This is a genomic window from Marinobacter nanhaiticus D15-8W, assembly GCF_036511935.1.
Lineage (GTDB): Bacteria > Pseudomonadota > Gammaproteobacteria > Pseudomonadales > Oleiphilaceae > Marinobacter_A > Marinobacter_A nanhaiticus.
Window position 1 is genome coordinate 3331587 of the sequence record NZ_AP028878.1, and the last position, 20070, is coordinate 3351656.

Below are 20070 nucleotides of genomic sequence, written 5' to 3' on the forward strand. Positions count from 1 at the left end.
GCCGAATTGTCGGGCGGATGATCCGTCCAGGTAAGCCAGAAAATTTCCAACCACTCCCTGGAAAGGTTATTTTTGTTTATCCCCGGTTTGAGGATAGCTAAAACTGCGGGAAATGCATTCGCAAACTGCCCAAAGCGCTATTAATTCAAGCGCCGCCGGGCATGTATCCTGTTGGCCGCTTCGTCCAGGGCCTTTTGCTCACGCTTGTCCTGATCACGTTGCTCCTGAGCGCGGCAGGCCTCGATATGTCGGACCATACCCTGCTTGCGTTCATAGGCCGCACGCCAGGCCTCCCGAGCCTTCTCGAAGCTGACAGCGGCGCGCTGCGCCTGCTTCTCCTCCGCCAGGATAGCCTGGTCGAGCTGGGCAATGAACGCCTGCCAGCCCTGCAGTCGACTCACCGACACCACCCCTTGCTGCCCCTGCCGCATCTGATTGCGGTAATCGGCCTGATATTGACGCAAGGAATCCAACTGCTGTTGGTGGTGTTGCAGCTGCTGACGGGCCTTGTTCATAACATCCAGCGCCTCATCTTCCTTACGCTGCTCCAGGTCGAGGACGACTTTCAGGCGTTCGGACCGCGGCTTCATGCACCACCCTTCTGCTCACCGGTGTCGGGCCTGGACTTGCGGTCCGGCAGAACCCCTTTCAATCGCTCGACGCTATCCTGATAGGGCGCGCTTTCCTTCAAGCCCTGCTGCAGGAACCCGCGCATACTGTCGATGCGTTCGATTGCGTAGTCCGTCAACGGATCCGAGCCCTTGACGTAAGCACCTACGCTGATGAGATCCCGCGCCTGCTGGTAGCGGGCAAAGATCTGCTTGAATTCCTGGGCCTTACGGAAATGCTCCTGACTGGTGACCTGCGGCATAACCCGGCTGACCGAAGCTTCGACATCGATGGCCGGATAGTGCCCCTCCTCCGCGAGACTACGTGACAGCACGATATGACCGTCGAGAATGGCGCGGGCGGCATCGGCGATGGGATCCTGTTGATCATCGCCTTCAGTCAGGACGGTATAGAATGCGGTGATCGAACCGCCACCCGGCTTGCCGTTGCCGGTGCGCTCCACCAACTGGGGCAGTTTGGCAAAGACGGACGGCGGATAACCTTTGGTGGCCGGCGGTTCGCCCACAGCCAGGGCGATTTCCCGCTGGGCCTGGGCATAACGGGTCAGGGAATCCATGAGCAAAAGCACGCGCTTACCCTGGTCCCGAAAATATTCGGCGATGCGCGTGGTCAACATGGCAGCGCGCAGTCGCATCAGCGGCGAGTCGTCGGCGGGAGATGCCACCACAACGGAGCGTGCCAGACCTTCCTCACCCAGGATGTCCTCAATGAACTCCTTGACCTCACGCCCACGCTCGCCGATGAGGCCGACGACCGTGATGTCGGCATCGGTGAAACGGGTCATCATCCCCAGCAGCATACTCTTGCCCACACCGCTCCCGGCAAACAGGCCCAGGCGCTGCCCCTGGCCGACCGTAAGGAGGGAGTTGATGGCGCGGATCCCCACATCCAGCGACTGGCGTACGGGCGCACGGTGCAGCGGATTGATGATGGCACCGGACAACCCTACCTGCACCTCTGCCCGCAACGGCCCACCGCCGTCGAGCGGCACGCCGGACCCATTGACAACCCGGCCGAGCAACTCCGGCCCCACAGGCACGCGACTGGCAGAAGACAACGGCACTACCCGAGCGCCGGGACGAAGGCCTTCGATGGCGGTAAGCGGCATCAGGTAGACCCGGTCATCCTCGAAACCGACGACTTCGGCCTCGACACTGCCCACCCCCTGACCGTGGATCACACACCGGTCGCCTACCACCATAGGGCAACCTACGCACTCGAGCGTCAGACCCACCATGCGAGTAAGACGACCGGAGAGTTCCGGTTCCAGTTTGGAGGGAAGGTAATCCTGTAGGCGGTTAATCCGTTCCGCGAGACTGCTCGTCACGGTGCTCCTCCGGGTTATCGCTACCCGTGTCCGCATTCGACGGTGGGATCGATGATTGTTGTTCGTCGTCTAGCGAGGAAGATTCGCTCAGCGTAGACGCATCTTCGCCGGTTTCCAGGACGTCGCGGTGGAAATCGGTCAGGTCGCCCATCATGGCGTCCAGTTCGACGCTATCGCCGGGCTCGTCGCTGTTCAGTTGCTGGTCGAGCATACGCTGCACGGCTTTCTGGAAGCGTTTTTCGACAGTGAAATCCACCAGGCTGTGGCGGGTTTCCACCTTGCAGCCGCCTGCAAGGATAGTCTCATCATCGATCACGCTGGCTTCCGCATCGAACCGGCCGGCCGCTTCCCTCACCCAATCCACGTCGGCAGGATTGACCCGGATACGAATATTGTCCTGGGTGGACGGCAGACTGGCCACGGCTTCACGGACCACACTGCGGATCTGTGAGGAATCCAGTTGCAGTTCCCGGTAAACCACGGCCCGGGCAAGGACGGTGGCGAGGTTGAATAGCGCAGTTTCCAGTTCGTCGTCGTGTCGGCGGATGGGATCGACCAGTTCGGCCATCAGCTTCTCAAGCCGCTCAAGCCTTTGGGAAACGTCTTCCCGGGTCTGCTCCAACGCTTCCTGACGACCCTGTTCGCGGCCCTCGTCCAGCCCTTGCTGCACGCCTTCCTGATGTCCCGCCTCACGGCCACTGTTGAAGCCTTCCTGGTGTCCGGCTTCACGACCCTCACGCTGGCCGTCTTCCCAGGCCTCCTGGCGAATGGCCTCGATGTCCGCCGCCGTAAGGGGTTTGACTTCGCGTTCTTCCTCACGGGAATGGGCGACGGTATTGCCGTGCTCGTCCAGCAATGGCAACTCCCAGCGCTCATAGGCTGTCAATTCCTCGGAGGGGATACGGTCGCGATAGCCCTTGTTCTTCATTACATCATTTCTTCGCCGGAACCGCCGAGCGTGATTTCGCCGGCCTCAGCCATTCGACGGGCAATGGTGATAATGTCTTTCTGCGCAGATTCCACCTCGCTGACACGGACCGGGCCCTTGGCCTCAAGATCGTCCGCCAGCAATTCGGCTGCACGCTTGGACATGTTCTTGAAGATCTTGTCCTTGACCTCGTCGTCGGCACCCTTGAGCGCGACCACCAGCACTTCGGAGGAGACTTCACGCAGCAACGCCTGAATGCCACGGTCGTCGATATCCTTGAGGTTGTCGAACACGAACATGAGATCTTCGATGGTCGATGCCAGGTCGGGGTCCATATCCTTGATGGAATCCATCAGACTGCCTTCAACACCCCGATCCATAAAGTTCATGATGTCCGCCGCCCGTTTGACGCCGCCGATACGGCTGGTCTGGGTTGCGGAACCGCCAGAAAACTGCTTCTCGAGAATGTCGTTCAATTCCTGCAGCGCCTGGGGCTGGATGCTCTCCAAAGATGCAACACGCATCATCACGTCAAGACGCACCTTGTCGTCCAGGGTCGCCAGGATTTCTGCCGCCTGATCAGGGTCGAGGTAAGATACGACGATGGCCTGGATCTGGGGGTGTTCGTAGCGAATGATATCGCCTACGGCACGGGGCTCCATCCATTTGAGCGTATCCAGACCGGTGGTGTTGCCGCCGATCAGGATACGGTCGATGAGGCTGGACGCCTTGTCCTCGCCGAGCGCCTGGGTAAGCATCGCCCGGATATAATCGTCGTTGCCCACACCCAGACCGGTCTGGCCACCAACGGCATCCACGAATTCGTCCAGCACGAATTTGACGTCATCGCGGCTTACGTCCTTCATCTGGGCCATCGCGACCCCCACACGCTGAACCTCTTTCGGCCCCATGTGTTTGAGGATCTGGGCGGCGTCCGCTTCTCCCAGCGTCATCAGCAGTATAGCGGCCTGCTCGACCCGCGGGATCTTGCGCCGTACCTTCTGCGGCGCATTAGCACCCTGGTTCTGTTGTGCGTTCTCGTCAGTCATCCACATTCACCCACTGGCGCATGACCTGGGCTACCCGCGCCGGGTCTTCTGCGATAACGCCTTTCAGCGCGTTCAGCTGGCTATCATAGCCATCTCCGGCACCCGGCAAAAGAAGGTCTTCGCTACGCTCCATTGCTGAGCGCAGGGCATCGTCGCCGCCAAGATTCTCCAGGCTGTCGTATTCGCCGGCGCCACCCATTTCGCTTTCACGTTCCTGACGCCCTGCGCCCGACAGGCTCTTCAGTGTTGGGCGAAGCAGGCCAAGCACCAGGATCAGGATCACCAGACCCGCCAGCACCTGCTTCATCAGGTCCCAGAACCAGGGCTGTTCCCAGAAACCCGGCTCCTCGAACTGGACCTGCTGCTCAGGCGCAAAGGCCGTATTCATAACCGTAACACTGTCACCACGGGCTGCTGAATAGCCAACGGCATCGCGAATCAATACGGTCAGCCGCTGCAGCTCCTGCTCGGACCAGGGCTGATAGCTCACCTCACCGGTTTGCGGATCGACAGTACGACGGTCGTCCACAGCGACTGCGACAGTCAGGCGCTCGATCGTCCCCTGCTCCTGTCGAATGTAGCTCACCGTGCGATCCATTTCATAATTGCGGGTCGATTCGCTACGTACGTTGACCGGCGGCGGCGCCGCAGCTTCGCCCCCCTCGCCTTCCTGGTTGGCTGCAACTTCAGGCGCAGTGGCTTCGCCAGGGGGCTGGTTGCTCAATGCGCCAGGAATACCGCCGTTGGCACCGGAAACACGCTGTTCGCTCAGTTCACGCTCGGAACGGATGGCCCGCTGTTCCGGGTTGAACAACTCTTCCGCCTGCTCCACCGCGGAGAAATCGAGATCTGCAGAAACCTCGGCACGGAAACGGTCGTCGCCAACAATCGGCGACACGATACTCGCCACCCGCTTGGTCAGCTTCTGCTCGATGCGGGCACCATATTCGTACTGGTCCTGCATCTGCTGGCGTTCCTGGTTGGCCTCTTGGTCCGACAGCAGGTTGCCCGCCTGGTCGACGACAGTGACGTCATCCTTGCGCATCTCCGGCACACTACCAGCCACCAGATTCACGATGGCGGAAATCTGCTCTGGTCCAAGACGGCGCCCGGCAAAGACATCCAGGAAAACCGAGGCCGAGGGATGACGCGCGTCGCGTACGAATACCGAACGCTCTGGAATCGCCAGGTGAACGCGAGCACCGCGGACACTCTTCATGCTGGAGATCGTGCGCGCCAGTTCGCCTTCAAGGCCACGACGGTAGCTCAGTGTTTCCATGAACTGTGAAGTTCCCAGGCCACGCTCCTGGTCCAGCAGTTCGTAGCCCACCGTTTTCTCATCGGTGACTCCGGCTGCAGCCAGCTTGAGACGCGCATTGTAGACATCGTCCGCCGCTACCAGGAGCGCGCCGGAGCGGGGTTCCATACGGTATTCGATGCCTGCCTGCTCAAGAATCGTGGTGACTTCCTGGGGATTGTACGCAGACAGGTCGCCAACCACCGGCTGGTAGTTCGGCTCCTGGGCCCAGAGTACGACGGCCACACCAAGGGCGACGCTGGCCGCAAGGCCCACCATCAAACCAATCTGGCGCAGCAGGGTCAGCCGGTTAAAGCCGAACAGCAGGTCGCTGCGGCTCTCGCCGCCGGCCTCGGTTGTCGCCGGGGCGTTCGTATTCGTTGCTTCAGCGGGTACGCTTGCCATGGTTCTGCTCCGCTATTAAACCGGCATGTTCATGATGTCTTCGTAGGCCTTCACGACCCGGTTTCGCACCTGGGTCAATGCCTCGAAAGAAACGGATGCTTTCTGAGAGGCGATCATGACGCGGGTGATATCCACGTTCGGGTCGCCCTGCTCGTAGGCCGTGCGCATGTCGCCGGAGGTTTGCTGGAGGTCGTTCACCTGGTTGACTGCCTGCTTCAGCATATCGCCGAAACCCGCTGTTTCCTGCGTACCTTCCGGCTTGCGGACGCGATCCAATGTGCCGTTGAGCTGGCCTTCCTGCTCGACACGCTGGTTCTGCATCATCTGGGACCGCAGTGAACGGATATCGGAGAGTACGCTGTTGATGTCGGCTCGTTGAACCATGTTTCCCCCTCAGCGGTGCTCATCCGAGCCACCCGCTAACCTCTGTTAATACGCGTTAGCGCGGTTAAAGCAAGAGCCGGGCCATTCTAGAATTAGGCTTATTTTTCAGAGATATAAAGCCATTTCAAACAATGCTTACCGGAACATTGCCAAATAATTGACTGTGTGTGGGGGGGAGACAGCCCGGACTCTAGCAGCCTGCGCGAAGGAAAATAAAAAACGGCACCCGAAGGTGCCGACGAAGGAGTTTCTACAAAGAAGGCGTGCTTCCAGAGGTGTCGCATCTGCAGACCAATGTCAGCGCCAACACCGACTCGGAAGCGAGATCAATCCCTGGCCTCAGGCCGGTGTCAGTTCTGCATCGAGGTCGATACCGAATTCCCGCATCTGGGCCAGCTTGTAACGCAGGGTGCGAGGGCTGATACCCAATTGCTCGGCAGCCCGGTTGCGGCGGCCACGCTCGCGGCGCAACGCATCGATAATGATTCGGAACTCACGCTGCTTCAGGTCGTGCCCCAGCGAGCCGGCATCGGACTGTGACAAATCCTCCTCGGCTGCAAACGCATCCATATCCGGTACATCCGCCGCTTCCTCCGGCACGGAACGGGTCGGTGCAGGCATGGACGCGATCGATGCACGGGGCGCCAGGCCGGTGATACCCATGTCCAGGCAGAGGTCGTCTGCGACGATTTCCTGACCTTGCAACAGCACCAAGGCACGCTGGATGGCGTTATCGAGTTCCCGCACGTTGCCCGGCCAGGCGTGCTGGCGCAGAGCCTGCTCCGCATCGCGGCTGAACATGATACCGGTCAGCTTCATCTTCCGGCTGTGCTGTTTCAACAAGTGACGAGCCAGCGGCATGATGTCCCGCGGACGCTCGCGTAACGGCTGCCACTGCATGGGGAATACGCTCAGGCGGTAGTACAGGTCTTCGCGGAACTTGCCCTCGCGAACATAATCCGCCAGGTCCCGGTTGGTCGTAGCCAGCACCCGCACGTCCAACTGGATAGGCTTGCGACCACCCACACGTTCCACTTCACGCTCCTGGAGTACGCGCAGCAGCTTGGACTGGAGCCCCAGGTCCATTTCGGAAATCTCATCCAGCAGGATGGTGCCGCCGTTTGCTTGCTCGAACTTACCCGGTGACGATGCATGGGCGCCGGTGAATGAGCCTTTTTCATGGCCAAACAGAATGGCCTCGAGCATGTTCTCGGGAATCGCCGCACAGTTGATCGCCACGAACGGCTGGTCCGCGCGCGGTGAATGCTGGTGGATGTAGCGAGCCAGTACTTCCTTACCGGTACCACTCTCTCCCGAGATCATGACGGTGGAGTCGCTGGCCGCCACTTTGCGTGCCAGTTGGAACATGCGCTGGCTGACCGGGTCTTCGGCGACCGGTTCATCCTTCTGGCTGCGGGCGGGGCCGCCGACAACCCGGGTGACAGCATCGACCAGAACCTGGGGCTCGAACGGCTTTACCAGGTAATCGATAGCCCCAGCCTGCATGGCGGATACCGCATGATTGATCTGACCATAGGCGGTAATCAACATCATTGGCAGGCCCGGGTACAGCCGCTGTACTTCAGCCAGTAGTTCATGGCCGGACATGCCCGGCATATTGACGTCGCTGACAATGATATCCACTGGCGCCTCAGCCAGGCTCCGCAGGGCCTGTTCGGCAGAATCCGCCTCGCGCACCCGGAACTTGGCGAGCTCCAGTGTGGTGACCAGGGCCTCGCGCAGGTCGAGGTCGTCTTCCACGATAAGAACGGTTGATTTGGCCATGATTGCCTCCGCCATGCTCTGTCTTCTTGTGCCGACGATTTATCGTCGGGCTTCAGTTCCTGTAGCGCCCTGGGTATCGAACCTCATGGCACCGATTAAAGTGTGTTCTCGTGAATCAACTCGGCTGGGCAGCAACCAGAGGCAGCCGCAGCCTCGCCAATGCGCCGTCGGCGCCATTGGATTCCAGGGTGAACTCACCCCGGTGAGCCTTAACCACCGCCTGGACCACGGCTAGCCCCAAGCCCGTACCCTGCGACTTGGTGGTATAGAACGCTTCCAACAACTGCTCTTTATGGGAGGGCTCAAAGCCCGGACCGTTATCTCCGACAGCAATTTCCAGCTGGCCGTCCACCTCGTGCAGCCCCAGAGTCACGCGGGTTGCACCCGCTTCGAGGCTGTTACTGACCAGGTTCATGCAGGCACCCACCAGAGCGTCGCGGTTGCAATGGATCGCCCCGTCTTCGGCCTGGACATCCCACTCCAATTCGATGCCCGACTTTAGTGACAGGCCTTCGGCTGCTGATTTGAGACCTTCGGTCAGGCTCTTCAGCGGCAGTTGCTCAGCCAGACGCGTTTCGCCGCGGGCAAAGATCAGCATGTCGCGAACCTGTTGCTCAAGGTGGGTCAAACGCGACATCAGGCGGTTCGCACAGCGCTGGCGCAGTTCCTCATCGAGGTCCGGCTGGGACAGGTGACCGCCGTAGAGGATCGCCGCGGATAGCGGCGTACGGATCTGATGCGCCAGTGACGCCACCATCTTGCCCATAGCCGATAGGCGCTGGGCATGGGAAAGCTGCGCCTGAAGGCGACGGGTTTCAGTCAGGTCTGTCAGCAGGATCAGCTGTCCGGGCTCGTTCTCCATGGAACGGATCTCAATACTGACCCGACGGCCGTCGCGTAGGGAGACTTCGTGGCCGTCATCGCGACGCGGCGCGAAACAGCGGCGAATAACCTCCAGCCAGGCTTCTCCTTCGAGCGGTTCGCCCAGCAACGAAACAGCCGCCGGGTTGCACTGGCTAACCACGCCCCTGCTGTCCAGAACCACCACCCCGGCCGGCATGACGGAAAGCAGTGTTGACAGACGATCCGCCAACCTCTCTTTCTCTTCCAACTCCTGCTGACGCTGACGGGATTCCGCCGATAACTCACCGGAAAGCTGGTTAACCCGGGATTCGAGGGTGCGATAGGAATCGGTAATCTGGCGTGACATCCGGTTGAACAGGTCGAGTGCCGAATCGACGGCCGCCTCTTCATTGGACGGTGGGAACAGGGCCGTCACCTTTTCATTCGCGTCAGCAGCAGCGTTGGATGCGCGATCCGACGCGGATGAATGGATGGAATACTGCAACTGGCTCATGCCTGACCTCCGGAAGTCGACCGCAGAATGCCTCTGCGATGCCCCTGGTAAATTAACGTTGCAGGCTAATAAGCGATTGCTGTGCCAGTTTTGGATTATTCTTACTTTTCAGTAAGTAAGTAATGATAAGCGAAGGCAGCTGACAGATAACCGTCGTGAATCCGGGGTTGGCAAACTGAGGGCAAACGAGTTTTTGACGGCGGCACGTCGGGTTGAGCTTTGAGGGGGAGGCAGGCCGCCGAATGGCGGCCATGCGGTTACATATTCTCGGATTCGTCCTCGCGCAGGCCATACTTCCGCACCTTCTCGACCAGTGTGGTACGCCGGATGCGCAGCTTTTCAGCGGCTCGGGCGACGACGCCGCCGGCCTCGTCCAATGCCTGCTGAATCAATTGCTTCTCGAGATTGCCCAGGTAGTCCTTCAGATCGATCCCATTGACGGGCAGCAACGCGGGCGCGTCCAGCCCAACCAAACCGGGTACGCCTGCAGGCATCCCCACATCCTCGACCGGGCGATTCTCGTCGAAGTCGTCCACGTAACGGAACTTCTTGGGCAGTTCCTGAACCCCGATCACGCCGTAGGGATGCATGATCGCCAGGCGCTCGATCAGATTAGCCAGTTCCCGCACGTTGCCAGGCCAGTCGTGCCGGCACAGGCTCATGATTGCTGCGGAATTGAGGCGCAGGGAACCGCGCTTCTCCTTCTCCATACGCGATATCAGCTCGTTCACCAGCAGCGGGATGTCTTCGACCCGCTCGCGCAGCGCCGGCATTTCGATGGGAAAGACATTGAGCCGATAGTAAAGATCCTCGCGGAATTCTCCGGACTCGATCATGTCCTCGAGATTCTTGTGGGTCGCGGCAACGACCCGAACATCAGCCGATTGAGTGCGGTTGCTACCCACACGCTCGAATGTTTTCTCCTGCAGCACCCGCAGGATCTTGACCTGCATGTTCAGCGGCATGTCGCCGATTTCATCAAGGAACAGGGTGCCGCCTTCAGCCATCTCGAAACGTCCGACCCGGGCCGTAATCGCACCCGTGAAGGCACCTTTTTCGTGGCCAAAAAGCTCGCTTTCCAATAGCTCGGCAGGAATGGCGCCGCAGTTGACCGGCACGAACGGCTTCTGGCGTCGCGGTGAATGGTAGTGAAGATTGCGCGCCACCACTTCCTTGCCGGTGCCGGACTCGCCGGTAATCAGCACGCTGACTTCCTTGTCCGCCACCTGCCCCATCAGCTGGCGGACATGCTGAACGGTTCGGCTCGTGCCGACCAGACTGCGGAACAGCTGGATACTGCGCTGCTGACCACGCTCTCGGGAGCGGGCATACTGGTCGCGGAATACCTGGGCGCGGTAAAGGGAATCAACGAACTTGGTATAATTTAGCGGCCATTCCATTCGGGCGATGACCCGCTGGGCAAGCTCCGACTCCAGATCAGCCAGGTCCGGGTCCCCGATCATCAATACCGGCAGGCCGGCATCGACTTTATCCAGGGCTCTCACCAGACCGGGGAGATCGGCTTGGCCGCCATCCAGGATGGCAGCGGAGACGTCTTTGACGGCGTCGGCATCCATAGAGCCTACCTTGTCCGGCGACACGACGGTCGGCACCTCACCGAGGAATTCGAGGATCGTCGTCAGGTCACGACAAACATCCTGATCGCCAATCAACACCAGTATTTTATTGTTGTCGCTGGACATGCAGTCTGGATCTCCGGGTCGATAAAATGCTCCTGGGCTCGCAGTCCTGACGGCCGGTATGAAGTCCGGTTAAAGGGGCTAACCGGAGTCATACCGGGGCAGCCGACGCAAAACAGCCAACCGGATGATTCGGAGCTTTCTTAGCAAGTACTAGACTTCAGTAAGCACCACATTTTAGTGATTACCCATTTTCAGCGAGTACAAATCGTCAGTGAGTACTTATCTTCAGTCGGTACCGATTTTCAAAATAAGAGCCGGCTTCAAAATAAGTGCCGGCTTTCGATCAGTACCATTCAAAGCGAGGTACTACGCTTCAGAAAATGCACCAGCTCATAATCGAGCGTATTGTGCAGCAGATGATGCCTGAATTATGACGCGTATTTAAGACTCTGGATCGGTGACAGTCAATTTTATGACGCAATAAATTGTCAATAATCAGAATTCCGTGTCGAATCAGAGGCTCTTTAGTAACGGGATCCTCGATTCCTTACGTTGGCGTATGCATTCACCGCATTGCGATTCTGGTTGATCTCGCGCAGCCCCTTAGCCGCCTCTTCGCGAGCTTTGCTGGCGTCTTGAGAGGCCCGCTCGGTCAAGGCCTGTAAGTCAAGCAAACGTTCCTGCAAGGCACCGGAATCGGTATTGCCCTCTTTCACGTCAGCCATTGCGGCCTGGATGGCCGGTCGCACCGCCTCGGTAATCCGGTTGAGTTCAACCATATCCTCCGTTGACAGGGCGTGGCGAAAGGCATCGAGCAAAGTATCCAGGGTTTCGAGCGCCGAGGGCATGATTTCTCTCCGTTCACGTGCCAGCCTGCCATATATGAGCAGGCACTTAATGGCCACCAGTATAGCGGCTCAAAGCGCCCTCCCCACAATGCCCCGCAGATTACGCGGACGTCCCGATAACAAAAAGCCCGGCACAGAACGGGCCGGGCTTTCGAGCGGTTTCGGGCTACTGACTGCTTTCAGTTCATCCAGAACATTCAGCCCACCGAAAACGAGCACGCCGGGTTTTGCGACAGCCTAGCGCCGCGCCGAACGGCGCACCGCCGATGCGGTAAATTCGTTGCCGCGGAAGCCGGGACTGAAGTCATACGGTCCCTGACCGTCGTCCAGGCCATCCACGTAATAGCGTTCGGATCGAAGATCGTAGGTCAGCTCAAGCGTGGTCCAGAACACCGGAACGGTGTAGTAGCTGATGTTATGGGCCTCGGAAATCCGCCACAGCTTGCCGTCCTCGTCATACTCTTCCGTCGCCAGGATCTGCCAGCTGTCCTCATCCAGGTAGAACACGCGGCGGTGGTAGATATGTTCCATACCGGTTCGCAGCGTTGCCTCGACGACCCACACGCGATGTAGTTCATAGCGGGTCAGCGCCTGGTTGATGTGGCGGGACTGGATGATTTCATCCGCCGTTGCCTCGGGTTGATGCAACTTGTAGGCGTTGTACGGTACGTAGACTTCGCGCTTGCCCTTCAATTCCCAGTCGTACTGGTTGGGGGCGCCGTTATACATGTCCTTCTGGTCTACCGAGCGTAACGACGAGCTGTTGGGCAGGTCGGTGGTGTACGCCAGGTTCGGCGAGCGACGCAGACGGCGCTCGCCGGATTCATAGCGCCAGGCCAGACGGGGAGAACGCACCTGATCCAGCGTCTCGTGCACCAGGTTCAGGGTACCGGCCAGGCTCGACGGCGCCATGATGCGGGTCTTCAGGTAGAAGATCTTGTTGTCGATATCACGCAGTTGGACACCCGGCTCGCTGTAGGCGAAGAAATAATCATATTCGGTCAATACCGGGTTGAAGGAGCCGTCCACAGTTGGAGTCGCAAATGCGGAGCGAAAGGATACTTCCTCACCGCGGTAGCGCAGGATGTGATTCCAGATAGCCTCAAGGCCGTTCTGAGGCACGGGGAACGGGCTGGTGGCGATGGTATCGCGCACGCCGTTCCCATTGTCCAGCAGTGTTGCACTTACGGCGTTGTCCCGTGAACGCTCGTAAATACGCTCGGGATAGGCTGCAGTGCGGCGGGTCTTGTAGACCGGGAGGACATAGTCCGGGCCGTACTGGCGCAGCAATCGCTGGTGTCCAGCGGTCAGGTTCTCCCGATAGAGGTCCATATTCTCGGCGGAAATGACGAACAACGGTTTATCGTCCGGAAAAGGGTCCACCTCAATCTCGCCCTGGCGGTAATTTTCCGGCGGCGTAGCCGAGCCACCCGTCCACATCGGAATAGTGCCTGCCAGGTTACCTGCCCGTTCAGCGCCAATCGGCGTCAGGTCCTGATCGAGCCGTGCTGCTTCGACCTCAGATACCTTCGCATTGGCAGCAGCATGCCATGCAAGCGGTAAAAACACGGTCAGCACAAGAAAGCGATGGCGCATGATGATTCCCCTCCAGACGGCAATTTCGGAGCATTCAGCCATTGGGCATCAACGTCGCGGAAAATGCCTGAAAATTTCGAATCCGGGCGCCTATTTGCCTGATTGATGCAAAAATGACAAGAATTACTTTGTAGGAAGTTGTTAAACCCATGACGCAAATCAAGTTTCTTAACGCTACCAAATTGCCTATTTCCCACCTATGTGAAGGCGAAACCACCGCCGCTATCTGTTAGACTACGGACATAGTGTTCAAGTGAGCGATGAATTGATCTATGGCGTCTCAGTGGCCGTCTTTCACCAAGCAGCAAGTATTCCTGGCGACGACCCTGATTCGGGTCGCTGAACGTCAGGCGCAAGCCGCAGAGCGGGAAGCCGCGACCCAGGGAGCCGTAGCTTTACTAATCGAAGCGCGTACAGCATTGCTTCGTCTGGTTGCAGATATTTATCAGGTGCGTAATGCAGCGCCACGGGGATTGGACGAACTGGCCGATCTATTGGCCGGCGACCAGGCCGAGCTTAATGAGTTGCGCTCCCTGGCGGCCGACCCCGGCTCCTGGTGGCAACACATCGAGTTCATGGTTCAAGCGCAGCAGCGTCCAAGTGAGCGCAAGTCACCTGCGGAACGGGAGAACATGATTGCTGTTGCTGCAGACTCAGGGCCCGACCGGTCGGTGGCAGCTCTTCTGGAAACGGCGAAGGCGCTGAAACACTACGTCGAAATGATCCTGGAGCGTCACGATGAGTGGTAAGCCCCGAGGATGACGGCTTAATCTTTTTAACACAGCGACCTCACAGGCAAACGGAAAGCTCACAGTAGTAAACTTCTCATTCAGGCGGCCTGGCCGTCAGGAAAAGGCAGTAACTATGTCTACATCAATTCTTGAAATTGTCGAACTTCCAAATGGCGACTTTGCATTGCGTCGCGCTGATGATGAGACCGCGCCGCTGGTACGTATCTCGTTCTCGCAGGAAGCACGAGACATGATGGAAGAGCGCGACCTTGCAGTCGCCAAGGCGATGATGACCGCCGGTATCGAAGCTGTCGGCAACATAGCCCATGACCTCGACTGGGAAGAGGACGAGCCGGAGCACCAGCCGTCATCTCGCCCCAGGACCCTGCACTAACTTCCTTTCCTTATCGTGCCAAGTGCATAGGGGCAGCCCGGAACACCCAACTCCAAACGCATCCCAAGCTCCTCAGACTAAAAACGGGCGCCGAAGCGCCCGTTTTTTGTTGGCCAGCACTTATGTATCCTGCTGACCCGCTTGCAGGCTAGCTAAGCGACCGGGCCTCATAAAGCGCTCTAACCATTCCTATTTCTTTCCGAATAAGGAGAGTCTTTCAGACTGCCGTTGCTTCGGATCTGTGTCGAGCGATCATACAGTACGACGCATTCAGCCCAGCAATTCACCGCTGCCTCAGTACCACCCCGTGGCTATCGCCTTTTGCGGAAGCTGTCTGCAGCCGATCGAACGCCGCAGCCCCCAGGGCGTCCGCCGTCCACATCACCACCGCGTGGCAGGTTCCCGCGGCCAGGGCGCGTTCGGCAAGGGAAAGTGCATCATGCTGACCCGTGGAGCGCAGTACCAGGAGCTCACTGGCGATAATGCCATGCATCTGCTGCCACTTCTGCATCAGAGCCTGGGGCGGATCGATCCACGCCAACCAGCGACGCTCCTGGTTCAGTTGCGTCAGCATCGGCAGGAGCAACTGCATGTTTTCCACTTGCGCTTCCGGCAGGATGATTTCGGTAACATTACCTTCAGGCTTCTCGACCGACGAAGGTCTCGCAACATCCGCGTAATCTGGACGCGCATCGCGCCCCGCCGTGAAGGCTACGGCGCCGGTACGAGCCCCATTCAGCGCCGAATAGCGAGCGGACTGCCGGGACACAGCCTTGGTCGGCGACGCAATAGCCGCCGCATTGTATGTCAGGTTCTGGTTAAAACTGAGCTGCTCCACGAGACACCTCCAACTTCACACACGCCAGATTCTATAAAGGTCAGTGCATATCCGAGCGGCGGATCACACCAACACCGAGACCTTCGATAAACAGCTCCTGCTCGGCCAGATCGATATCAATCGGTTCGAATTCTTCGTTTTCGGGCAGGAGGTAAACATGACTGCCTTCACGCTTGAAGCGCTTGACGGTGACTTCTTCACCAACGCGAGCGACAACGACCTGCCCGTTGTGAACATCCTGGGTCCGGTGGACCGCAAGCAGGTCACCGTCGAGAATGCCGATATCTTTCATGCTCATGCCGCGCACGCGCAGCAGGTAATCGGCGGACGGCGAAAAGAACGTCGGCTGTAGAGCGCAGTAGTCGTCAATATGTTCCTGGGCGAGGATTGGGTTACCCGCAGCGACCTGCCCCACAATCGGCAATCCGGGGTCCTCCTCCTCTTCGGGTAGGCGAATGCCACGGCTGGCGCCGGGTACCATTTCTATCGCACCTTTGCGGGCCAGCGCTCGCAAATGCTCCTCTGCCGCGTTGGCAGACCTGAAGCCCAGCTCTTGGGCAATTTCCGCGCGGGTAGGCGGATAGCCCGTTTCATCCACGTAGCGCCGGATAACGTCGAGTACCTGGGTTTGTCGCGGTGTCAGCTTCATGCCGTTTACCTGTCTTTATATACAGTAACTGGAACTATATACAGTATCTTATCCAGTGTAAACCCTGCAGACAGGAGAAACAGCCAGGCCGCCGGCAAGGGCGGCCGCCGCGTTTAAAGGTTGGAACCTGATGCTATTTAACGGAAAATTCCTTGCGGGGCTTATAGGGAATGGACTCGACCTTAACTTCGTCGACACGTGCCGAAGAAGGTCCCTTGTGCAACCACTCAAGCAACCATTCGAGTGCGGATTCGTCACCGCAGGCCACGACCTCGACACGGCCGTCGGTCAGATTCTTGGCGTAGCCCGAGATGCCCTTGGTCTTGGCCTGCTCCTGCGTACTGCCGCGGAAATTAACACCCTGGACCCGACCGGAAACGAAGACTCGAATGCACTGTTCTTCCATTACGACCTCCATGAAATACGTTCGTCCTGAATACCTTACAGCCTAACGGGAACGACTTTCCCTTAAAATGCGGCCATGGTTCCATTGCCGGTACTGTCTATTCCCGTTGACTATCGCGTTCCCAGAGCCGCCCAGCCCTGGCTCCCGTTCCGTCGACAGCAAACAACATGTCCACTTGCGGCAAGCCATTTACCATCGGAGAATCATGAAGACACTCAGTATCATCAAAACTGGCACGACTTACCCGGAAATCAAGGCCGAGCATGGCGACTTCGAGGACTGGTTCATTCGCCAGCTAGGCAGGCCTGGCCTTCGGCTTGAGGTTCATGATGTTGCCAGCGGCGCCCCGCTGCCAGAGCATTCCGATGGCGTATTGGTCACCGGCTCCCCGGCCATGGTTAGCGAGCGGGCGGACTGGAGCGAGCGCACCGCTGCCTGGCTTGCACGCCGTATCGCAGGGGATTTGCCGGTTCTGGGCGTTTGCTATGGCCATCAGCTGTTGGCCCACGCCATGGGCGGAACCGCAGACTACCACCCCGACGGGCGGGAAATCGGCACATTGGATATTACATTGAACGCCGACGGCAGGACGGATTGGTTGCTGGGCGCACTACCGGACGTATTTCCGGCCCACCTGACCCATATGCAGTCCGCCGTTCGCCTGCCGCCAAACGCGACGCTACTGGCCAGTTCGAACCATGAACCCCACCAGGCTTTCCGAATTGGCCGTCGCGCGTGGGGCGTACAGTTCCACCCCGAATTCACGGCGCCCATCATGTCCGCCTATCTCAACCGGCTGGACACCGCCCTCAGGACCGAAGGCTTGCCAGTGGTCGACCTGCGCGCCGGTTTGCGTCAGACACCCGAAGCACAGGGCCTGTTGCGACGGTTTGCCGATCTGGTGGAACGGGATCTAATGCCCTGACTACCAGCGATATTTGCCCCAGTTCTCGGGATTGGCCCAGTACCTGGGGTTGTTCCAGTCGCGCGGGCGGTTATAGGTTTCAATATCGTAGGCATAAACGGTGGTGCCATCGTCCAGTGCCGAATAACGGCGGAATGCCAGCGCGATCATGTCATTGAAGGACCAGTCATCGCCTGGCGCGACACTGACCGCAACTCTCCGCGCGCCCGCATTACGCAGCCACCCCAATAGCTGTCGGGCATCATCGTGGGACAGATGCGAGAGTATATCGGTGATGAGTGCCAGGTCCGCCACACCCCTCGGTTGCTCCATGATGCCCAGCGGATTTTCCGTCAGGTCCACAAGCTCGGCACCGGAATGGTCGACCCACTCCGAGCCCACCTCGCGCGCAGCCTCGCCGGCGACGAGCAGGCGTTCGGGGCGGTATTCGCCCAGTAGCTGTTTCAGGGTGTTGGCGAGCATTGAGGGCAGTCGCTCCCGGCTGGCTCCGTTCGACTTGAACAGGTTTCAAGATATGCAGGTTCAAGTCTAGCAGGAATTAGGTGAAGCAAGCCCACTACAGACATCCGTCGGTTCGACGGGTCAGTGAACGAGCCAGACGTCCTGGCAATAAACCTGTCAGGCTTAACGACTGTTCATCGTCCCGACAAAACAGTGTGTTAAAGTGATTCGCAGTGACATCGCCCGCAAAGAGAGCGACCGGGAGCTTATCGGCCCAGGACGTTCAGCCCAATGGCGCGGGCTTCAGTGGCGGCAACGCAAGGAGCTCAAATGACGCAGGATCAGGCATGCCGGATGCCCAGCATCCGGAATACCTCGGAAGGCAAGGAGCGCCGGGTTGGCGTGGAGGTGGAGATCTCTGGCCTGACCTACGAAAACCTGGTAGCGCTCGCGGCCCAGCTCCTTAAGGGCAAGGCCAGGCTCGATTCCCGCTATGTAACCAGGATCGAAACGCCCTCAGGCGACTACACCATCGAGCTGGACTCCGATCCAATCAAGGATCTGGACCTCCGGGACGAGCGTTTACCGGAGACCATCCGGGAACTGGGCGGACACGCGATGGAGGTGATCGATGCCGCCGCCGAGCGTATCGTGCCGCTGGAGATTATTACGCCGCCGCTCCCCCTATCCGAGTTGGAAACCGTCGAGTACCTCTGCGACAAGTTGCGGGAAGCGGGTGCGCTGGGTAGCCGGGAAGCTCTAATCTATGCCTTTGGCCTGCAGCTCAATCCGGAGTTACCGGACCTCGAACCGGCCACGTTGGTTAACTATTTCCGCGCCTTTGCTGGCCTCTACGACTGGCTCAAGGCCCGTCACCAACTCGATATCAGTCGTAAATTCACCACGTATATCGAGCCCTGGGACAGCGACTATGTTGACCTGATCATGGAGCTGGACTACGCGCCGGACCAGGGTCAGTTGATGAAGGATTATCTCCACTACAATCCAACCCGCAACCGGGCCCTGGACCTGCTCCCGCTGTTCGCACACCTGAACGAGACGCTGTTGCGCGAATACGTGGACGACGAGCGGGTCAAGTCCCGCCCAACCCTGCATTACCGCCTGCCGGACTGCGACATCGACAACCCGGAATGGCATTTTTCCAGTGTCTGGAACGATTGGGTCGTCGTCGAGGAACTCGCCGCCGATGCGGGGAAACTGGCGGACCTGATGGGCGAGTACCGGGCAAGCCGCAAGCTCAGTTTCAAGAACCTGACCACCAGCTGGAAGGATCGCTGTGACGCATGGCTGAAGCAGAACCTGGGCTGACTATTGGGGTTAGCGGCCCGTCGCGCCAGCGCCTGACCCACCGCTTGATCCGCTTCGGACTTCACCTGTACGGAGCGCGGACCTTATTTATCCGACCGGGATCGAACGTGGACGTGAGCATGCTGGATGGCCTGGTGCTGTCCGGAGGCACTCACGTCCATCCCTCGCGCTATGGTCAGGAACCGCAGGTCCGCGCCCACTATGACCGAATCCGGGATGAAACCGATTGGCGGTTACTCACCGAAGCGCAAGACCTGCACTTGCCAGTGCTGGGTATTTGCCGTGGTGCCCAACTCATCAACATCTTCCGTGGTGGCTCCCTATGTCAGGACATCACGCCCCTGCGGGTCAACACGCGCCACCGACCGCTGCTGCTACCTCTGCAAACCGTGCGACTGGTCCACGATAGCCTCGTAGGGAATATCATGCAGGGACCGACCATCGGCGCCAATCGTATTCACAGCCAGTCGATCAAGCGGTTGGGGCGCGGCTTGCGGGTCGTGGCGCTGGATAACGACTATTTCGTGCAAGCTATCGAAAGCGAGGAAGGCCATTGGTTGCTCGGTATTCAATGGCACCCGGAATACCTGCTTTACCACCCTCCGCACAGGCGGATATTCAAAAATTTCGTCGCCGCCGTCCGTGCCCGCAAATTGCATCGATTGGGGCATATCGAGGGTCCGGTACTTTGAGCAGCCACCTACCTATCGCATTGAGGCCCCGGGTCCTCAGGGACGTTGCAGAGCAGCACGAGGCCCCGGTGCGCGAAGAGAGATCAGAGCGCCGAAAGATATTTGTTGAGCACGCCTTTCAGCTGCTTGAGGGTTTCGGCGTCCTGATCGGCGGCAACCAGGTTGTCTTCCGCAAAGCGGCGAAGATCTTCCCGGGTCCGGATGCCGGCTGGGTCGTTGCCGGTCAGCTCCAGCAGCACCTGCTGCTCCCTGCGTGTCAGACGCACCTGTTGTCCGTGCACAAGCATGAAACTAACTCCGTTGAATTCAATCTAGGAACCTCTGCAGGTTGATTCGCTAAACCACAGGTATACGAATCAACTTCTTTGAGCTCCCTAACGACAGATAGACCCAAAACATCAATCAGACAAGGAATC

21 protein-coding genes are annotated in these 20070 nt (G+C 58.9%); 5 read left to right on the forward strand and 16 right to left on the reverse strand.

What is annotated here, in order from left to right:
• Positions 1-140: 140 nt before the first annotated feature.
• The 11 genes from fliJ to RE428_RS14840 form a co-directional block, all read right to left on the reverse strand.
• A complete protein-coding gene (gene fliJ, locus RE428_RS14790; RefSeq protein ID WP_004582803.1) occupies positions 141-590 on the reverse strand; it encodes a flagellar export protein FliJ in 450 nt (149 codons plus the stop codon).
• Complete coding sequence (gene fliI / locus RE428_RS14795) at positions 587-1993, reverse strand: flagellar protein export ATPase FliI (protein ID WP_205624678.1); 1407 nt, start codon at positions 1991-1993, stop codon at positions 587-589. The genes fliJ and fliI overlap by 4 nt, the downstream gene beginning before the upstream one ends.
• Positions 1929-2885 carry a flagellar assembly protein FliH gene (locus tag RE428_RS14800; protein ID WP_004582801.1) on the reverse strand — a complete coding sequence of 319 codons (957 nt, stop codon included), beginning with the start codon at positions 2883-2885 and terminating at the stop codon, positions 1929-1931. The genes fliI and RE428_RS14800 overlap by 65 nt, the downstream gene beginning before the upstream one ends.
• Positions 2885-3934 carry a flagellar motor switch protein FliG gene (fliG, locus tag RE428_RS14805; protein ID WP_004582800.1) on the reverse strand — a complete coding sequence of 350 codons (1050 nt, stop codon included), beginning with the start codon at positions 3932-3934 and terminating at the stop codon, positions 2885-2887. The genes RE428_RS14800 and fliG overlap by 1 nt, the downstream gene beginning before the upstream one ends.
• A complete protein-coding gene (gene fliF / locus RE428_RS14810; RefSeq protein WP_004582799.1) occupies positions 3927-5636 on the reverse strand; it encodes a flagellar basal-body MS-ring/collar protein FliF in 1710 nt (569 codons plus the stop codon). The genes fliG and fliF overlap by 8 nt, the downstream gene beginning before the upstream one ends.
• A gap of 15 nt (positions 5637-5651) precedes the next feature.
• Positions 5652-6020 carry a flagellar hook-basal body complex protein FliE gene (fliE, locus tag RE428_RS14815; protein ID WP_004582798.1) on the reverse strand — a complete coding sequence of 123 codons (369 nt, stop codon included), beginning with the start codon at positions 6018-6020 and terminating at the stop codon, positions 5652-5654.
• 339 nt (positions 6021-6359) lie between these two features.
• The gene (locus RE428_RS14820) at positions 6360-7805 is read right to left on the reverse strand and encodes a sigma-54-dependent transcriptional regulator (RefSeq protein ID WP_040883727.1); all 1446 of its coding nucleotides are present in this window, start codon (positions 7803-7805) and stop codon (positions 6360-6362) included.
• A 115-nt stretch (positions 7806-7920) separates the two neighbouring features.
• Positions 7921-9162, reverse strand: a complete 1242-nt coding sequence (locus RE428_RS14825) for a sensor histidine kinase (RefSeq protein WP_004582796.1) — start codon at positions 9160-9162, stop codon at positions 7921-7923.
• A 257-nt stretch (positions 9163-9419) separates the two neighbouring features.
• Positions 9420-10865, reverse strand: a complete 1446-nt coding sequence (locus RE428_RS14830; protein ID WP_004582795.1) for a sigma-54 dependent transcriptional regulator — start codon at positions 10863-10865, stop codon at positions 9420-9422.
• Positions 10866-11329: 464 nt separating this feature from the next.
• Entirely contained in the window at positions 11330-11653 is a 324-nt protein-coding gene (locus RE428_RS14835) for a hypothetical protein (protein WP_004582794.1), read from the reverse strand.
• Between the two features lie 237 nt (positions 11654-11890).
• Positions 11891-13249, reverse strand: coding sequence for a DUF1329 domain-containing protein (locus RE428_RS14840; RefSeq protein WP_004582793.1), 1359 nt, complete (start codon positions 13247-13249; stop codon positions 11891-11893).
• Positions 13250-13521: 272 nt separating this feature from the next.
• Between RE428_RS14840 and RE428_RS14845 the strand changes: the two genes are divergently transcribed.
• Both RE428_RS14845 and RE428_RS14850 read left to right on the forward strand, forming a co-directional pair.
• Positions 13522-13998, forward strand: a complete 477-nt coding sequence (locus RE428_RS14845; protein WP_004582792.1) for a DUF6586 family protein — start codon at positions 13522-13524, stop codon at positions 13996-13998.
• 115 nt (positions 13999-14113) lie between these two features.
• Positions 14114-14374: a hypothetical protein gene (locus tag RE428_RS14850; RefSeq protein ID WP_004582791.1), complete on the forward strand. Its 261-nt coding sequence runs from the start codon at positions 14114-14116 to the stop codon at positions 14372-14374.
• 283 nt (positions 14375-14657) lie between these two features.
• Here the strand turns inward: RE428_RS14850 and RE428_RS14855 are convergent, their stop codons facing one another.
• From RE428_RS14855 to RE428_RS14865, 3 genes are all read right to left on the reverse strand, one after another.
• Positions 14658-15212: a cell division inhibitor SulA gene (locus RE428_RS14855; RefSeq protein WP_004582790.1), complete on the reverse strand. Its 555-nt coding sequence runs from the start codon at positions 15210-15212 to the stop codon at positions 14658-14660.
• Positions 15213-15252: 40 nt separating this feature from the next.
• Entirely contained in the window at positions 15253-15861 is a 609-nt protein-coding gene (lexA, locus tag RE428_RS14860) for a transcriptional repressor LexA (protein WP_004582789.1), read from the reverse strand.
• Positions 15862-15994: 133 nt separating this feature from the next.
• Positions 15995-16267 (reverse strand): acylphosphatase, encoded by a 273-nt coding sequence (locus RE428_RS14865; protein ID WP_004582788.1) that lies wholly within the window; start codon positions 16265-16267, stop codon positions 15995-15997.
• Between the two features lie 205 nt (positions 16268-16472).
• Between RE428_RS14865 and RE428_RS14870 the strand changes: the two genes are divergently transcribed.
• Positions 16473-17192, forward strand: coding sequence for a glutamine amidotransferase (locus RE428_RS14870; protein ID WP_004582787.1), 720 nt, complete (start codon positions 16473-16475; stop codon positions 17190-17192).
• Here the strand turns inward: RE428_RS14870 and RE428_RS14875 are convergent, their stop codons facing one another.
• Positions 17193-17654, reverse strand: a complete 462-nt coding sequence (locus tag RE428_RS14875) for a DUF6231 family protein (RefSeq protein WP_004582786.1) — start codon at positions 17652-17654, stop codon at positions 17193-17195.
• A gap of 309 nt (positions 17655-17963) precedes the next feature.
• Between RE428_RS14875 and RE428_RS14880 the strand changes: the two genes are divergently transcribed.
• Positions 17964-18962, forward strand: a complete 999-nt coding sequence (locus RE428_RS14880) for an amidoligase family protein (protein ID WP_004582785.1) — start codon at positions 17964-17966, stop codon at positions 18960-18962.
• Positions 18938-19654, forward strand: coding sequence for a gamma-glutamyl-gamma-aminobutyrate hydrolase family protein (locus RE428_RS14885; RefSeq protein WP_004582784.1), 717 nt, complete (start codon positions 18938-18940; stop codon positions 19652-19654). Before RE428_RS14880 ends, RE428_RS14885 begins: the two co-directional genes overlap by 25 nt.
• 83 nt (positions 19655-19737) lie before the next feature.
• Here RE428_RS14885 and RE428_RS14890 read toward each other — a convergent pair whose 3' ends face one another.
• The gene (locus tag RE428_RS14890; protein ID WP_004582783.1) at positions 19738-19941 is read right to left on the reverse strand and encodes a hypothetical protein; all 204 of its coding nucleotides are present in this window, start codon (positions 19939-19941) and stop codon (positions 19738-19740) included.
• Positions 19942-20070 lie beyond the last annotated feature (129 nt).

Bases quoted from the DNA above. Each gene is read 5' to 3' on its own strand.
- fliJ (WP_004582803.1), bottom strand. From the start codon at position 590: ATGAAGCCGCGGTCCGAACGCCTGAAAGTCGTCCTCGACCTGGAGCAG.
- fliI (WP_205624678.1), bottom strand. From the start codon at position 1,993: ATGCGGACACGGGTAGCGATAACCCGGAGGAGCACCGTGACGAGCAGT.
- RE428_RS14800 (WP_004582801.1), bottom strand. From the start codon at position 2,885: ATGAAGAACAAGGGCTATCGCGACCGTATCCCCTCCGAGGAATTGACA.
- fliG (WP_004582800.1), bottom strand. From the start codon at position 3,934: ATGACTGACGAGAACGCACAACAGAACCAGGGTGCTAATGCGCCGCAG.
- fliF (WP_004582799.1), bottom strand. From the start codon at position 5,636: ATGGCAAGCGTACCCGCTGAAGCAACGAATACGAACGCCCCGGCGACA.
- fliE (WP_004582798.1), bottom strand. From the start codon at position 6,020: ATGGTTCAACGAGCCGACATCAACAGCGTACTCTCCGATATCCGTTCA.
- RE428_RS14820 (WP_040883727.1), bottom strand. From the start codon at position 7,805: ATGGCCAAATCAACCGTTCTTATCGTGGAAGACGACCTCGACCTGCGC.
- RE428_RS14825 (WP_004582796.1), bottom strand. From the start codon at position 9,162: ATGAGCCAGTTGCAGTATTCCATCCATTCATCCGCGTCGGATCGCGCA.
- RE428_RS14830 (WP_004582795.1), bottom strand. From the start codon at position 10,865: ATGTCCAGCGACAACAATAAAATACTGGTGTTGATTGGCGATCAGGAT.
- RE428_RS14835 (WP_004582794.1), bottom strand. From the start codon at position 11,653: ATGCCCTCGGCGCTCGAAACCCTGGATACTTTGCTCGATGCCTTTCGC.
- RE428_RS14840 (WP_004582793.1), bottom strand. From the start codon at position 13,249: ATGCGCCATCGCTTTCTTGTGCTGACCGTGTTTTTACCGCTTGCATGG.
- RE428_RS14845 (WP_004582792.1), top strand. From the start codon at position 13,522: ATGGCGTCTCAGTGGCCGTCTTTCACCAAGCAGCAAGTATTCCTGGCG.
- RE428_RS14850 (WP_004582791.1), top strand. From the start codon at position 14,114: ATGTCTACATCAATTCTTGAAATTGTCGAACTTCCAAATGGCGACTTT.
- lexA (WP_004582789.1), bottom strand. From the start codon at position 15,861: ATGAAGCTGACACCGCGACAAACCCAGGTACTCGACGTTATCCGGCGC.
- RE428_RS14865 (WP_004582788.1), bottom strand. From the start codon at position 16,267: ATGGAAGAACAGTGCATTCGAGTCTTCGTTTCCGGTCGGGTCCAGGGT.
- RE428_RS14870 (WP_004582787.1), top strand. From the start codon at position 16,473: ATGAAGACACTCAGTATCATCAAAACTGGCACGACTTACCCGGAAATC.
- RE428_RS14875 (WP_004582786.1), bottom strand. From the start codon at position 17,654: ATGCTCGCCAACACCCTGAAACAGCTACTGGGCGAATACCGCCCCGAA.
- RE428_RS14880 (WP_004582785.1), top strand. From the start codon at position 17,964: ATGACGCAGGATCAGGCATGCCGGATGCCCAGCATCCGGAATACCTCG.
- RE428_RS14885 (WP_004582784.1), top strand. From the start codon at position 18,938: ATGGCTGAAGCAGAACCTGGGCTGACTATTGGGGTTAGCGGCCCGTCG.
- RE428_RS14890 (WP_004582783.1), bottom strand. From the start codon at position 19,941: ATGCTTGTGCACGGACAACAGGTGCGTCTGACACGCAGGGAGCAGCAG.